A 12,338-nucleotide genomic window follows, 5' to 3' on the forward strand; every position below is an offset into this window, starting at 1 on the left:
GAGACAAGAGGGTTTAATGCCTACCGTCAACCAGCTGATCCGCAAGCCGCGCCTGGCGCCGGTGAAGCGCAACAAGGTCCCGGCCATGCAGCAGAACCCGCAGAAGCGGGGCGTCTGCACGCGCGTCTACACCACGACGCCGAAGAAGCCGAATTCGGCGCTGCGCAAGGTGGCCAAGATCCGTCTGACCAATGGTTTTGAAGTGATCGGCTACATCCCCGGCGAAGGCCACAACCTTCAGGAGCACTCCGTGGTCATGATCCGCGGCGGCCGCGTGAAGGATCTTCCGGGCGTCCGCTATCATATCATTCGCGGCGTGCTCGACACGCAGGGTGTGAAGAACCGCAAGCAGCGCCGTTCGAAATACGGTGCCAAGCGTCCGAAGTAAGGTTTTCCGGCTTCGGCGCTTTTTTTGACTGCGCCGTGCCTTGAGATTGAGAGACAACAGCCATGTCCCGTCGTCACAGTGCAGAAAAGCGTGAGATCAATCCGGACCCGAAGTTCGGCGATCTGATCGTCACCAAGTTCATGAACGCCGTCATGTATGACGGCAAGAAGTCGGTTGCCGAGACCATCGTCTACGGCGCGCTCGACCAGGTCCAGTCGAAGACCAAGCAGGAGCCGGTTACCGTCTTCCATCAGGCGCTCGACAATGTCGCGCCGCATGTGGAAGTGCGTTCGCGTCGCGTCGGCGGCGCCACCTACCAGGTTCCGGTCGACGTGCGCCCCGAGCGCCGTCAGGCTCTGGCTATCCGCTGGCTGATCGCGGCTGCCCGCAACCGCAACGAGACGACCATGATCGACCGCCTCTCGGGCGAACTGATGGACGCGGCCAACAACCGCGGCACCGCCGTCAAGAAGCGTGAAGACACCCACAAGATGGCAGAAGCCAACCGCGCTTTCGCGCACTATCGCTGGTAAAGCGCGAACGAGACTGAGAGGCACCTCCCATGGCCCGCGAATACAAAATCGAAGACTACCGCAATTTCGGTATCATGGCGCATATCGACGCCGGCAAGACGACGACCACCGAGCGCGTCCTCTATTACACGGGCAAGTCGCACAAGATCGGCGAAGTCCATGACGGCGCTGCCACCATGGACTGGATGGAGCAGGAGCAGGAACGCGGCATCACGATCACGTCGGCTGCGACCACGACCTTCTGGAAGGGTCGTGACGGCAAGATGCACCGCTTCAACATCATCGACACCCCCGGCCACGTCGACTTCACCATCGAAGTCGAGCGTTCGCTGCGCGTGCTCGACGGCGCCATTGCGCTGCTCGACGCCAATGCCGGTGTCGAGCCGCAGACGGAGACTGTCTGGCGTCAGGCCGACAAGTACCGCGTACCGCGCATGATCTTCTGCAACAAGATGGACAAGATCGGCGCCGACTTCTACCGCTCTGTCGAGATGATCGGCTCGCGCCTCGGTGCGCAGGCTGTCGTCATGCAGCTGCCGATCGGCGCCGAGACCGAATTCAAGGGCGTGGTCGACCTCGTCGAGATGAACGCGCTGGTCTGGCGCGACGAGACGCTGGGCGCTGCCTGGGACGTCGTCGAGATCCCGGACGACCTCAAGGCTCGTGCCGAAGAATATCGCGAGAAGATGATCGAAGCCGCCGTCGAAATGGACGAGACGGCGCTCGAAAATTATCTCGAAGGCAAGATGCCCTCGAATGACGAGATCCGCTCGCTGATCCGCAAGGGCACGATCGCGGTCAAGTTCTACCCGATGTTCTGCGGCTCGGCCTTCAAGAACAAGGGCGTGCAGCCGCTGCTCGACGCCGTCGTCGAATACCTGCCGTCGCCGGCCGATGTTCCGGCCATCAAGGGCGTCGACGCCAAGACCGATGCCGAGATCGAGCGTCACGCCGACGACAACGAGCCGCTGTCGATGCTCGCCTTCAAGATCATGAATGACCCGTTCGTCGGTTCGCTGACCTTTGCCCGCATCTACTCGGGCAAGCTGACCAAGGGCGTCTCGCTCGACAACACCGTAAAGGGCAAGAAGGAGCGTATTGGCCGCATGCTGCAGATGCATGCGAACTCGCGCGCCGACGTCGAAGAGGCTTTTGCTGGCGACATCGTTGCTCTGGCTGGCCTCAAGGACACGACCACCGGCGATACGCTGAGCGACCCGCTGCACCCGGTCATCCTCGAGCGCATGGAATTCCCCGATCCGGTCATCCAGATCGCCATCGAGCCGAAGACCAAGAACGACCAGGAAAAGATGGGCCTCGCCCTTCACCGCCTGGCTGCCGAGGATCCGTCCTTCCGCGTCAAGACCGACGAGGAAAGCGGCCAGACCATCATTTCTGGCATGGGCGAACTCCACCTCGACATTATCGTCGACCGTATGCGTCGCGAGTTCAAGGTCGAGGCCAATGTCGGCGCGCCGCAGGTGGCCTATCGCGAGACGATCACCCGCAAGCACGAGCAGGACTACACGCACAAGAAGCAGACCGGCGGTACCGGCCAGTTCGCCCGCGTCAAGCTCCTGTTCGAGCCGAATCCGGAAAGCAGCGAATTCGAGTTCGAATCGAAGATCGTCGGCGGTGCCGTTCCGAAGGAATACATCCCCGGTGTCGAAAAGGGCATCAACAGCGTCATGACGTCCGGCCCGTTCGCCGGCTTCCCGATGATCGGCGTCAAGGCGACGCTCATCGACGGCGCTTACCACGATGTCGATTCCTCGGTGCTCGCCTTCGAAATCGCCGGCCGTGCCTGCTTCCGTGAAGCGGCGCCCAAGCTTGGTGTGCAGTTGCTCGAGCCGATCATGAAGGTCGAGGTGGTGACGCCGGAAGACTACGTCGGCAGCGTCATTGGCGACCTGAACGGCCGTCGCGGCCAGATCCAGGGCCAGGAAGCGCGTGGCGTGGCGGTGGTTATCAACGCGATGGTGCCGCTGGCCAACATGTTCAAGTACGTCGACAATCTGCGCTCGATGAGCCAGGGCCGCGCCGCCTACACGATGCAGTTCGATCACTACGAGCCGGTCCCTACGGCGGTGGCCCAGGAAGTCCAGAAAAAGTACGCGTAAGAATGCCTGTGCCACCGGAACCGCAGTTCTTGCGCGTTTCCGGGACGGTTAGAGCGAATATCAATTTCCCCGAGCGGGTAAAGTAAGACGGAGAACCACAGTGGCAAAAGGTAAATTCGAGCGCACTAAGCCTCATGTGAACATCGGCACGATCGGCCACGTCGATCATGGCAAGACGTCGCTGACGGCGGCGATCACGAAGTATTTTGGCGAATACAAGCGCTATGACCAGATCGATGCAGCACCGGAAGAAAAGGCTCGCGGCATCACCATCTCGACGGCGCACGTCGAATACGAGACGGCCAACCGCCACTATGCCCACGTCGATTGCCCCGGCCACGCCGACTATGTGAAGAACATGATCACCGGTGCCGCGCAGATGGACGGTGCGATCCTGGTCGTGTCGGCTGCCGACGGCCCGATGCCGCAGACCCGCGAGCACATCCTGCTTGCCCGTCAGGTCGGCGTTCCGTCGATCGTTGTGTTCCTGAACAAGGTTGACCAGGTCGACGACGCCGAGCTGCTCGAACTGGTCGAGCTCGAGGTTCGCGAGCTTTTGACCAAGAACGAATTCCCCGGCGACGACATTCCGATCGTCAAGGGTTCGGCGCTGGCTGCTCTGGAGGATTCGGACAAGAAGATCGGCGAGGACGCGATCCGCGAGCTGATGGCTCAGGTCGACGCCTACATCCCGACGCCGGTTCGTCCGCTGGACAAGCCGTTCCTGATGCCGATCGAAGACGTGTTCTCGATCTCGGGCCGCGGCACGGTCGTCACCGGCCGCGTCGAGCGCGGCGTGGTCAAGGTCGGCGAGGAACTGGAAATCGTCGGCATCCGTCCGACCACCAAGACGACCTGCACGGGCGTCGAGATGTTCCGCAAGCTGCTCGACCAGGGCCAGGCTGGCGACAACATCGGCGCGCTGCTGCGCGGCGTTGATCGTGAAGGCGTCGAGCGCGGCCAGGTCCTGGCCAAGCCGGGCACGGTGAAGCCGCACAAGAAGTTCGTGGCCGAAGCCTACATCCTGACCAAGGACGAGGGTGGCCGTCACACGCCGTTCTTCACCAACTACCGTCCGCAGTTCTACTTCCGCACGACGGACGTGACCGGCATCGTGTCGCTGCCGGAAGGCACCGAAATGGTGATGCCCGGCGACAACATCACGGTCGATGTCGAGCTGATCGTGCCGATCGCCATGGAAGAGAAGCTGCGCTTCGCCATTCGTGAAGGCGGCCGCACCGTCGGTGCCGGCATCGTCGTCACCATCAAAGAGTAATTTGGACTTAAACCGATCTGTCGCGGGCGCGGGAGTTGCCCGCGCCGCGCCAGAACAAGGAAGTGACGCATGAACGGACAGAATATCCGCATCCGCCTGAAGGCGTTTGATCACCGGGTGCTCGACGCCTCGACACGGGAAATCGTGTCGACGGCTAAGCGCACCGGCGCCAACGTCCGCGGCCCCATTCCGCTGCCGACGCGGATCGAAAAGTTTACGGTCAACCGGTCGCCTCACGTCGACAAGAAGAGCCGCGAGCAGTTCGAGATGCGCACGCACAAGCGTCTGCTCGACATCGTCGATCCGACCCCGCAGACGGTCGATGCTTTGATGAAGCTCGATCTGGCCGCCGGTGTGGACGTCGAGATCAAGCTCTAAGGGAATGAGAGCGCGGTAAGGGGCGGTGCCCCTGGCCCGGAACTCTAAAGGAATTGAACCGATGCGTTCAGGTGTGATTGCAAAGAAGGTGGGAATGACCCGCATCTATAATGATGCCGGGGAGCATGTTCCCGTCACCGTTCTCCAGATGGAGAACTGCCAGGTCGTGGCGCAGCGCACGCAGGAGAAGAACGGCTATACCGCCGTCCAGCTCGGCGTTGGCCTTGCCAAGGTGAAGAACACGTCGAAGGCGATGCGCGGCCATTTCGCGACCGCTTCCGTCGAGCCGAAGGCGAAGGTCGCCGAGTTCCGCGTCTCCGCCGACAACATGATCGATGTCGGCGCCGAGATCACGGTCGAGCACTTCGTCGCCGGCCAGAAGGTCGATGTGACGGGCACGACGATCGGCAAGGGTTTTCAGGGCGTCATCAAGCGTCACCACATGGGTGGTGGCCGCGCGACGCACGGTAACTCGGTGTCGCACCGTACGCACGGCTCGACCGGCCAGCGCCAGGACCCGGGCAAGGTGTTCAAGGGCAAGCATATGGCTGGCCACATGGGCGACACTCGCGTCACCACGCAGAATGTCGAGATCGTTTCGACCGACGCCGATCGCGGCCTGATCCTGATCCGCGGTGCGGTTCCCGGGTCGAAGGGCGCTTGGATCCTGGTCCGCGACGCCGCCAAGGTTGCGCTGCCGGCCAATGCTCCGAAGCCTGCCGCGATCCGTGCCGTTGCTGCCGAAAGTGGCGCCAAGAACGATGCCCCGGCCACAGAGGGAGCGGAATAATGGACGTCAAGATCACAACGCTGGGCGGCAAAGACGCCGGCAAGGTGAAACTCTCCGAGGAGATTTTCGGCCTTGATCCGCGCGAGGACATCCTGCAGCGCGTCGTGCGCTGGCAACTGGCCAAGAAGCAGCAGGGCACGCACAAGGCCAAGGGCCGCGCCGAGATCGCGCGCACCGGCGCCAAGATGTACAAGCAGAAGGGTACGGGCCGCGCCCGTCACCATTCGGCACGCGCTCCGCAGTTCCGCGGCGGCGGCAAGGCCCATGGCCCGGTCGTTCGCAGCCACGAGCACGACCTGCCGAAGAAGGTTCGCGCGCTCGGCCTCAAGCATGCTCTCTCGGCCAAGGCCAAGAGCGCGTCGATCATCGTCATCGACGAGCTGAAGCTGACCGAGGCCAAGACAAAGGCGCTGATCGCGAATTTCGCGACGCTCGGCCTGACCAACGCCTTGGTGATCGGCGGTGCCGAGCTTGACCAGAACTTCAAGCTGGCGGCGACGAACATCCCGAACATCGACGTGCTGCCCATCCAGGGCATCAACGTCTACGACATTCTGCGCCGCGGCACGCTGGTCCTTTCGAAGGCCGCCGTCGAGGCTCTCGAGGAGCGCTTCAAATGACCGACCTTCGTCACTACGACGTGATCGTCTCGCCGGCGATCACCGAAAAGTCGACCATGGCTTCCGAGAACAACCAGGTCGTCTTCAACGTCGCCAAGAAGGCGTCGAAGCCGGAAATCAAGGCCGCTGTCGAAGCGCTGTTTGGCGTCAAGGTGATGGCCGTGAACACGCTTGTCCGCAAGGGCAAGATCAAGCGCTTCCGCGGCACGATCGGCCGCCAGAGCGACGTCAAGAAGGCGGTAGTGACGCTGGCCGATGGCCAGTCGATCGACGTCGCGACGGGTCTCTGAGCTAGGCCGCGAGGACAGGACAATGGCACTTAAAAAATTCAACCCGGTAACGCCGAGCACCCGCCAGCTGGTCATCGTCGACCGCTCGGGCCTCTACAAGGGCAAGCCCGTCAAGGGCCTGACCGAGGGCCTGACCAAGTCGGGCGGCCGCAACAATCACGGCCGCATCACTGCGCGCTTCATCGGCGGCGGTCACAAGCGTACGTACCGCATCATCGACTTCAAGCGCCGCAAGTTCGACGTCGTCGGCACGGTCGAGCGCATTGAATACGATCCGAACCGCAGCGCCTTCATCGCTCTGATCAAGTACGACGATGGCGAGCTGTCCTACATCATCGCCCCGCAGCGCCTTGCCGCCGGCGACAAGATCGTGTCCGGAGAAGCGGTCGACGTGAAGCCGGGCAATGCGATGCCGCTGGCCTCGATGCCGGTCGGCACGATCGTCCACAACATCGAGCTGAAGCCGGGCAAGGGCGCCCAGGTTGCCCGTTCGGCTGGCGGCTACGCCCAGCTCGTCGGACGTGACCAGGGCATGGCGATCCTGCGCCTCAACTCGGGCGAGCAGCGCGTCGTGCACGGCTCCTGCATGGCGACCGTCGGCGCGGTGTCGAACCCCGACCACGGCAACATCAATGACGGCAAGGCAGGCCGCACCGTATGGCGCGGCAAGCGCCCGCACAATCGCGGCGTGACCATGAACCCGGTCGACCATCCGCACGGCGGCGGCGAAGGCCGCACGTCGGGTGGCCGTCATCCGGTTTCGCCCTGGGGCAAGCCGACCAAGGGCAAGAAGACGCGGTCCAACAAGGCGACCGACAAGTTCATCCTGCGCTCGCGCCATCAGCGCAAGAGCTAAGAAGAGGTAACGCCAAGTGACTCGTTCTATTTGGAAAGGCCCCTTCATCGACGGCTACCTTCTCAAGAAGGTGGACAAGGTTCGTGAAGGTGGTCGCAATGAGGTGATCAAGATGTGGAGCCGCCGCTCCACCATCCTGCCGCAGTTCGTCGGCTTCACCTTCGGTGTCTACAACGGCCAGAAGCATGTTCCCGTCTCCGTGAACGAGGACATGGTCGGTCACAAGTTCGGTGAATTCGCTCCGACCCGGACCTATTACGGTCACGGCGCGGATAAGAAGGCGAAGAGGAAATAATCATGGGCAAGGCCAAAGCTCCGCGCAGGCTTGCTGACAACGAAGCGCGCGCCGTTCTGCGCACGATCCGTATCAGCCCGCAGAAGCTGAACCTGGTTGCCGCGCTGATCCGCGGCAAGAAGGTCGCGACAGCGCTTTCCGACCTCGAATTCTCGGCCAAGCGGATTTCCGGCACGGTCAAGAAGACGCTGGAATCGGCGATCGCCAACGCGGAAAACAACCACGACCTCGACGTCGATGCGCTGATCGTGGCGGAAGCCTATGTCGGCAAGTCGATCGTCATGAAGCGGTTCCATGCCCGTGGCCGTGGTCGCGCCAGCCGTATCGAGAAGCCGTTCTCGCACCTCACGATCGTCGTTCGTGAAGTCGAGGAAAAAGGGGAGGCCGCATAATGGGCCAGAAAGTCAATCCGATCGGGCTGCGTCTCGGCATCAACCGTACCTGGGATTCGCGCTGGTTCGCGAACACCGGCGAATACGGCCAGCTGCTGCATGAGGACATCAAGATCCGCAAGTATCTTGAGAAGGAACTCAAGCAGGCCGCGATCTCGAAGGTCGTGATCGAGCGTCCGCACAAGAAGTGCCGCGTCACCATCCATGCGGCGCGTCCGGGCCTGATCATCGGCAAGAAGGGCGCCGACATCGAGAAGCTTCGCAAGAAGCTGATGGAGATGACGAAGTCCGAGACGCACCTCAACATCGTCGAGGTGCGCAAGCCCGAGATCGACGCGACGCTGGTCGCCCAGTCGATCGCCCAGCAGCTCGAGCGCCGTATCGCGTTCCGCCGCGCCATGAAGCGCGCCGTGCAGTCGGCAATGCGCCTCGGTGCCGAAGGCATCCGCATCAACTGCTCGGGACGTCTGGGCGGCGCCGAAATCGCGCGCATGGAATGGTACCGCGAAGGCCGCGTGCCGCTGCATACGCTGCGCGCCGACGTCGACTACGGCACGGCCGAGGCGAACACCGCCTACGGCATCTGCGGCGTCAAGGTCTGGGTGTTCAAGGGCGAGATCCTTGAGCACGACCCGATGGCTTCGGAGCGCCGCGCCACCGAAGGCGATCATTCGCATGGCGGTGGTGGTGGCGAGCGCGAACGCGGTCGCCGTCGCGAAAACGCCTGAGACATTTAGGAATTTGGAGTTAGAACGATGCTGCAGCCAAAGCGCACAAAGTTCCGCAAGCAGTTCAAGGGCCGCATCCATGGTACCGCCAAGGGCGGCACCAACCTGGATTTCGGCGGTTTCGGGCTGAAGGCGCTTGAGCCGAACCGCGTCACCGCGCGCGAGATCGAGGCGGCCCGCCGCGCGATCACCCGCGAGATGAAGCGCGCTGGCCGCGTCTGGATCCGTATTTTCCCGGACGTGCCGGTCACTTCGAAGCCAACCGAAGTCCGCATGGGCAAGGGCAAGGGCGCGGTCGACTACTGGGCGGCGCGCGTCAAGCCCGGCCGCATCATGTTCGAGATCGACGGCGTCAACGAAGAAACCGCCCGTGAGGCGCTGCGTCTCGGCGCGGCCAAGCTCTCGGTCAGGACGCGCTTCGTACAGCGCATCGCAGAATAAGGACGGGCTGATCATGAAAGCCGAAGACATCCGGACCAAGACCCAGGACCAGCTGACCGACGATTTGGCCAGCCTGAAGAAGGAGCAGTTCAACCTGCGCTTCCAGAAGGCCACCGGCCAGCTCGAAAAGACCGCGCGCGTGAGGCAGGTCCGCAAGGACATTGCGCGTATCAAGACCATCGCCGCGGAAAAGTCCGCGGCCAAGAAGGCTTAAGGACGAAAACCATGCCAAAGCGCATTCTGCAGGGCACCGTCGTCAGCGACAAGAACGAGAAGACGGTTGTCGTCAAGGTCGAACGGCGCTTCACGCATCCCGTGATGAAGAAGACCGTGCGCATGACCAAGAAGTACAAGGCGCACGACGAGAACAACGCCCACAAGGTTGGCGATCAGGTGTTCATCCAGGAATCGAAGCCGATTTCCAAGGACAAGCGCTGGATCGTCGTGTCTTCGGACCAGGCGTAACAAACGAATTTTGGACAGACCGGGGAGGGGTGAAGAACCCGTCCCGTTAAGAAGAGAAGAAGGCGGCCAGTCATGATTCAGATGCAAACAAACCTCGACGTCGCGGATAATTCCGGCGCTCGTCGTGTCATGTGCATCAAGGTGCTGGGCGGCTCGAAGCGGAAATACGCTTCCGTCGGCGACATCATCGTGGTGTCGATCAAGGAAGCCATTCCGCGCGGCCGCGTGAAGAAGGGCGATGTGATGAAGGCGGTCGTGGTTCGCACGGCCAAGGACATCCGCCGCCCGGACGGCAGCGTGATCCGTTTCGACAAGAACGCGGCCGTTCTCGTCGACAACAAGAAAGAGCCGATCGGCACGCGTATCTTCGGACCGGTTCCGCGCGAACTCCGCGCCAAGAACCACATGAAGATCATCTCGCTCGCGCCTGAAGTGCTGTAAGGAGCCGGACCAATGCAAAAGATTAGAAAAGGCGACAAGGTCGTCGTGCTGGCCGGCAAGGACAAGGGCCGTTCGGGCGAAGTCCTCTCGGTGCAGCCGAAGGACGACACCGCGCTGGTGCGCGGCGTCAACATGATCCGTCGTCACCAGAAGCAGTCCCAGTCCCAAGAGGGCGGGATCATCACCAAGGAAGCGCCGATCCAGCTGTCGAACATCGCGCTGGCCGACCCCAAGGATGGCAAGCCGACCCGCGTCGGTTTCATCTTCCAGAAGGACGGCAAGAAGGTGCGCGTCGCCAAGCGCTCGGGAGAAGTCATCAATGGCTAAGGCTCAAACCAAGCAGGCGACTGCCCAGAACACGCCGCGTCTCAAGCAGGTCTACAACGAGACCATCCGCAAGGCGCTGCAGGAGCAGTTCGGCTACGAAAACGAGATGCAGGTTCCGCGCATCGACAAGATCGTGCTGAACATGGGTGTCGGCGAAGCGACCGGCGATTCGAAGAAGCCTTCGATCGCGGCCGAAGACCTGGCGATGATTGCCGGCCAGAAGGCTGTCGTCACCCGCGCTCGCAATTCGATCGCCGGCTTCAAGGTCCGCGAGAAGATGCCGATCGGCGCCAAGGTCACGCTGCGCAAGGAACGCATGTACGAGTTCCTCGACCGCCTCGTGAACATAGCGCTGCCACGCGTCCGCGACTTCCGCGGACTCAATCCGAAGAGCTTCGATGGCCGTGGCAACTACGCCATGGGCATCAAGGAACACATCGTGTTCCCGGAGATCAACTACGACAAGGTTGATCAGGTCTGGGGCATGGACGTCATCGTTTGTACGACTGCGAAGACGGACGACGAAGCCAGGGCATTGCTCAAGGCTTTCAACTTCCCCTTCCGCCAGTAACGGCAGCGAAAAAGGAAAAATCTGACATGGCAAAGACCAGCTCAGTCGAGAAGAACAACAGGCGCCGGAAGCTTGCGGACCAGTACGCCGCCAAGCGCAAGGTCCTGAAGGACATCATCATGGATCAGTCCAAGCCGATGGAAGAGCGCTTCCGCGCCCAGTTGAAGCTTGCGGCGCTGCCGCGCAACTCGGCCAAGATCCGCATCCGCAACCGCTGCGAAGTCACCGGCCGTCCGCGTGCCTATTATCGCAAGCTCAAGGTATCGCGCATCGCGCTTCGTGATCTCGGCAATAACGGCCAGATCCCGGGCCTGGTCAAGTCGAGCTGGTAAGGAGGACATAACATGTCATTGAGCGATCCTCTCGGCGATATGCTGACCCGCATCCGCAACGCCTATGGCCGCAAGAAGTCGAGCGTTTCGACACCGGCCTCGCGCCTGCGTACCCGCGTCCTCGACGTGCTGAAGGCGGAAGGCTATATCCGCGACTACAGCCAGACCGACTTCGATAACGGCAAGTCCGAAATCGAGATCGAGCTGAAGTATTTCGACGGTGCTCCGGTCGTGCGCGAAATCGCCCGCGTCTCGAAGCCTGGCCGCCGCGTCTACGTTTCGGCCAAGTCGATCCCGCATGTCGCCAACGGCCTCGGCATCGCCATCCTTTCGACACCGAAGGGCGTGATGGCCGACCACGAAGCGCGCGAGCAGAATGTCGGTGGCGAAATCCTCTGCCAGATCTTCTGATCCGGCGCTTGATATCGAAAGCGGTATCCGGTTTTCGGGAATGCCCGGAAACTGGAACCTGAACCAAGAGAAGTGACGAGGACAACAAAATGTCTCGTATTGGAAAGAAACCCGTTTCGCTGCCGCAGGGCGTGACCGCGTCCGTCAACGGCCAGACCGTGACGGCGAAGGGCCCCAAGGGCGAGCTGAAGTTCGTGGTGAACGACGAAGTGCTGGTCAAGATGGAAGGCACCGAGATCGCCGTCCAGCCGCGCGACCAGACCAAGACCGCCCGCGCCAAGTGGGGCATGTCGCGCACGCAGATCGTCAACATCCTGCAGGGTGTGAAGGACGGCTTCGAGAAGAAGCTCGAGATCACCGGCGTCGGCTACCGTGCCGCCATGCAGGGCAAGAACCTGCAGCTCGCACTGGGCTTCAGCCATGACGTCGTCTACGAGACGCCGCAGGGCATCACGATCACCGTGCCGAAGCCGACGGAAATCACCGTGACCGGCATCGACAAGCAGATGGTCGGCCAGGTTGCCGCGGAGATCCGCGAGTATCGCGGTCCCGAGCCCTACAAGGGCAAGGGCGTGCGCTACGCCGGCGAGAAGATCGTCCGCAAGGAAGGCAAGAAGAAGTAAGTGTAGCGCCGCGGGGAGCGGTCGCGGGAGGCGCTTTTGCCTACCGCATATGGCGGCCCCC

21 protein-coding genes are annotated in these 12,338 nt (G+C 62.1%); all 21 read left to right on the plus strand.

Annotated elements, in window-relative coordinates:
• Positions 1 to 16: 16 nt before the first annotated feature.
• The 21 genes from rpsL to rplF all read left to right on the plus strand — a co-directional run bounded on the left by rpsL (position 17) and on the right by rplF (position 12,277).
• A complete protein-coding gene (gene rpsL, locus D3227_RS16895) occupies positions 17 to 388 on the plus strand; it encodes a 30S ribosomal protein S12 (protein ID WP_006202128.1) in 372 nt (123 codons plus the stop codon).
• Between the two features lie 62 nt (positions 389 to 450).
• Positions 451 to 921: a 30S ribosomal protein S7 gene (gene rpsG / locus D3227_RS16900; protein WP_006202127.1), complete on the plus strand. Its 471-nt coding sequence runs from the start codon at positions 451 to 453 to the stop codon at positions 919 to 921.
• 29 nt (positions 922 to 950) lie between these two features.
• Positions 951 to 3,041 (plus strand): elongation factor G, encoded by a 2,091-nt coding sequence (gene fusA, locus D3227_RS16905; protein ID WP_120015229.1) that lies wholly within the window; start codon positions 951 to 953, stop codon positions 3,039 to 3,041.
• Between the two features lie 100 nt (positions 3,042 to 3,141).
• A complete protein-coding gene (tuf, locus tag D3227_RS16910) occupies positions 3,142 to 4,317 on the plus strand; it encodes an elongation factor Tu (RefSeq protein WP_120015218.1) in 1,176 nt (391 codons plus the stop codon).
• A 69-nt stretch (positions 4,318 to 4,386) separates the two neighbouring features.
• Positions 4,387 to 4,695 carry a 30S ribosomal protein S10 gene (gene rpsJ, locus D3227_RS16915; protein ID WP_006205468.1) on the plus strand — a complete coding sequence of 103 codons (309 nt, stop codon included), beginning with the start codon at positions 4,387 to 4,389 and terminating at the stop codon, positions 4,693 to 4,695.
• Between the two features lie 61 nt (positions 4,696 to 4,756).
• Positions 4,757 to 5,485, plus strand: coding sequence for a 50S ribosomal protein L3 (gene rplC, locus D3227_RS16920; RefSeq protein ID WP_120015230.1), 729 nt, complete (start codon positions 4,757 to 4,759; stop codon positions 5,483 to 5,485).
• Entirely contained in the window at positions 5,485 to 6,105 is a 621-nt protein-coding gene (rplD, locus tag D3227_RS16925; RefSeq protein WP_120015231.1) for a 50S ribosomal protein L4, read from the plus strand. Before rplC ends, rplD begins: the two co-directional genes overlap by 1 nt.
• Positions 6,102 to 6,395: a 50S ribosomal protein L23 gene (locus D3227_RS16930; RefSeq protein WP_120015232.1), complete on the plus strand. Its 294-nt coding sequence runs from the start codon at positions 6,102 to 6,104 to the stop codon at positions 6,393 to 6,395. Before rplD ends, D3227_RS16930 begins: the two co-directional genes overlap by 4 nt.
• Before the next feature lie 22 nt (positions 6,396 to 6,417).
• Positions 6,418 to 7,251, plus strand: coding sequence for a 50S ribosomal protein L2 (rplB, locus tag D3227_RS16935; RefSeq protein WP_120015233.1), 834 nt, complete (start codon positions 6,418 to 6,420; stop codon positions 7,249 to 7,251).
• A 16-nt stretch (positions 7,252 to 7,267) separates the two neighbouring features.
• Entirely contained in the window at positions 7,268 to 7,546 is a 279-nt protein-coding gene (rpsS, locus tag D3227_RS16940) for a 30S ribosomal protein S19 (protein WP_006205463.1), read from the plus strand.
• Positions 7,547 to 7,548: 2 nt separating this feature from the next.
• Entirely contained in the window at positions 7,549 to 7,938 is a 390-nt protein-coding gene (gene rplV / locus D3227_RS16945) for a 50S ribosomal protein L22 (protein WP_006205462.1), read from the plus strand.
• Positions 7,938 to 8,666 (plus strand): 30S ribosomal protein S3, encoded by a 729-nt coding sequence (gene rpsC / locus D3227_RS16950; protein WP_006205461.1) that lies wholly within the window; start codon positions 7,938 to 7,940, stop codon positions 8,664 to 8,666. The genes rplV and rpsC overlap by 1 nt, the downstream gene beginning before the upstream one ends.
• A 27-nt stretch (positions 8,667 to 8,693) precedes the next feature.
• The gene (gene rplP, locus D3227_RS16955) at positions 8,694 to 9,107 is read left to right on the plus strand and encodes a 50S ribosomal protein L16 (protein ID WP_006205460.1); all 414 of its coding nucleotides are present in this window, start codon (positions 8,694 to 8,696) and stop codon (positions 9,105 to 9,107) included.
• 13 nt (positions 9,108 to 9,120) lie between these two features.
• Complete coding sequence (rpmC, locus tag D3227_RS16960; RefSeq protein WP_006205459.1) at positions 9,121 to 9,321, plus strand: 50S ribosomal protein L29; 201 nt, start codon at positions 9,121 to 9,123, stop codon at positions 9,319 to 9,321.
• 11 nt (positions 9,322 to 9,332) lie between these two features.
• Positions 9,333 to 9,572, plus strand: a complete 240-nt coding sequence (gene rpsQ, locus D3227_RS16965) for a 30S ribosomal protein S17 (RefSeq protein WP_010909280.1) — start codon at positions 9,333 to 9,335, stop codon at positions 9,570 to 9,572.
• Positions 9,573 to 9,644: 72 nt separating this feature from the next.
• Entirely contained in the window at positions 9,645 to 10,013 is a 369-nt protein-coding gene (gene rplN, locus D3227_RS16970) for a 50S ribosomal protein L14 (RefSeq protein ID WP_006205457.1), read from the plus strand.
• A gap of 12 nt (positions 10,014 to 10,025) precedes the next feature.
• Positions 10,026 to 10,340: a 50S ribosomal protein L24 gene (gene rplX, locus D3227_RS16975; RefSeq protein ID WP_006205456.1), complete on the plus strand. Its 315-nt coding sequence runs from the start codon at positions 10,026 to 10,028 to the stop codon at positions 10,338 to 10,340.
• The gene (rplE, locus tag D3227_RS16980) at positions 10,333 to 10,911 is read left to right on the plus strand and encodes a 50S ribosomal protein L5 (RefSeq protein WP_120015234.1); all 579 of its coding nucleotides are present in this window, start codon (positions 10,333 to 10,335) and stop codon (positions 10,909 to 10,911) included. Before rplX ends, rplE begins: the two co-directional genes overlap by 8 nt.
• A gap of 26 nt (positions 10,912 to 10,937) precedes the next feature.
• Entirely contained in the window at positions 10,938 to 11,243 is a 306-nt protein-coding gene (rpsN, locus tag D3227_RS16985; protein ID WP_006205454.1) for a 30S ribosomal protein S14, read from the plus strand.
• Positions 11,244 to 11,255: 12 nt separating this feature from the next.
• The gene (gene rpsH, locus D3227_RS16990) at positions 11,256 to 11,654 is read left to right on the plus strand and encodes a 30S ribosomal protein S8 (RefSeq protein ID WP_006205453.1); all 399 of its coding nucleotides are present in this window, start codon (positions 11,256 to 11,258) and stop codon (positions 11,652 to 11,654) included.
• A gap of 89 nt (positions 11,655 to 11,743) precedes the next feature.
• Positions 11,744 to 12,277 carry a 50S ribosomal protein L6 gene (gene rplF / locus D3227_RS16995; RefSeq protein WP_006205452.1) on the plus strand — a complete coding sequence of 178 codons (534 nt, stop codon included), beginning with the start codon at positions 11,744 to 11,746 and terminating at the stop codon, positions 12,275 to 12,277.
• Positions 12,278 to 12,338: the final 61 nt, after the last annotated feature.

The sequence above is a fragment of the Mesorhizobium waimense genome (genome assembly GCF_003601975.1).
Lineage (GTDB): Bacteria > Pseudomonadota > Alphaproteobacteria > Rhizobiales > Rhizobiaceae > Mesorhizobium > Mesorhizobium waimense.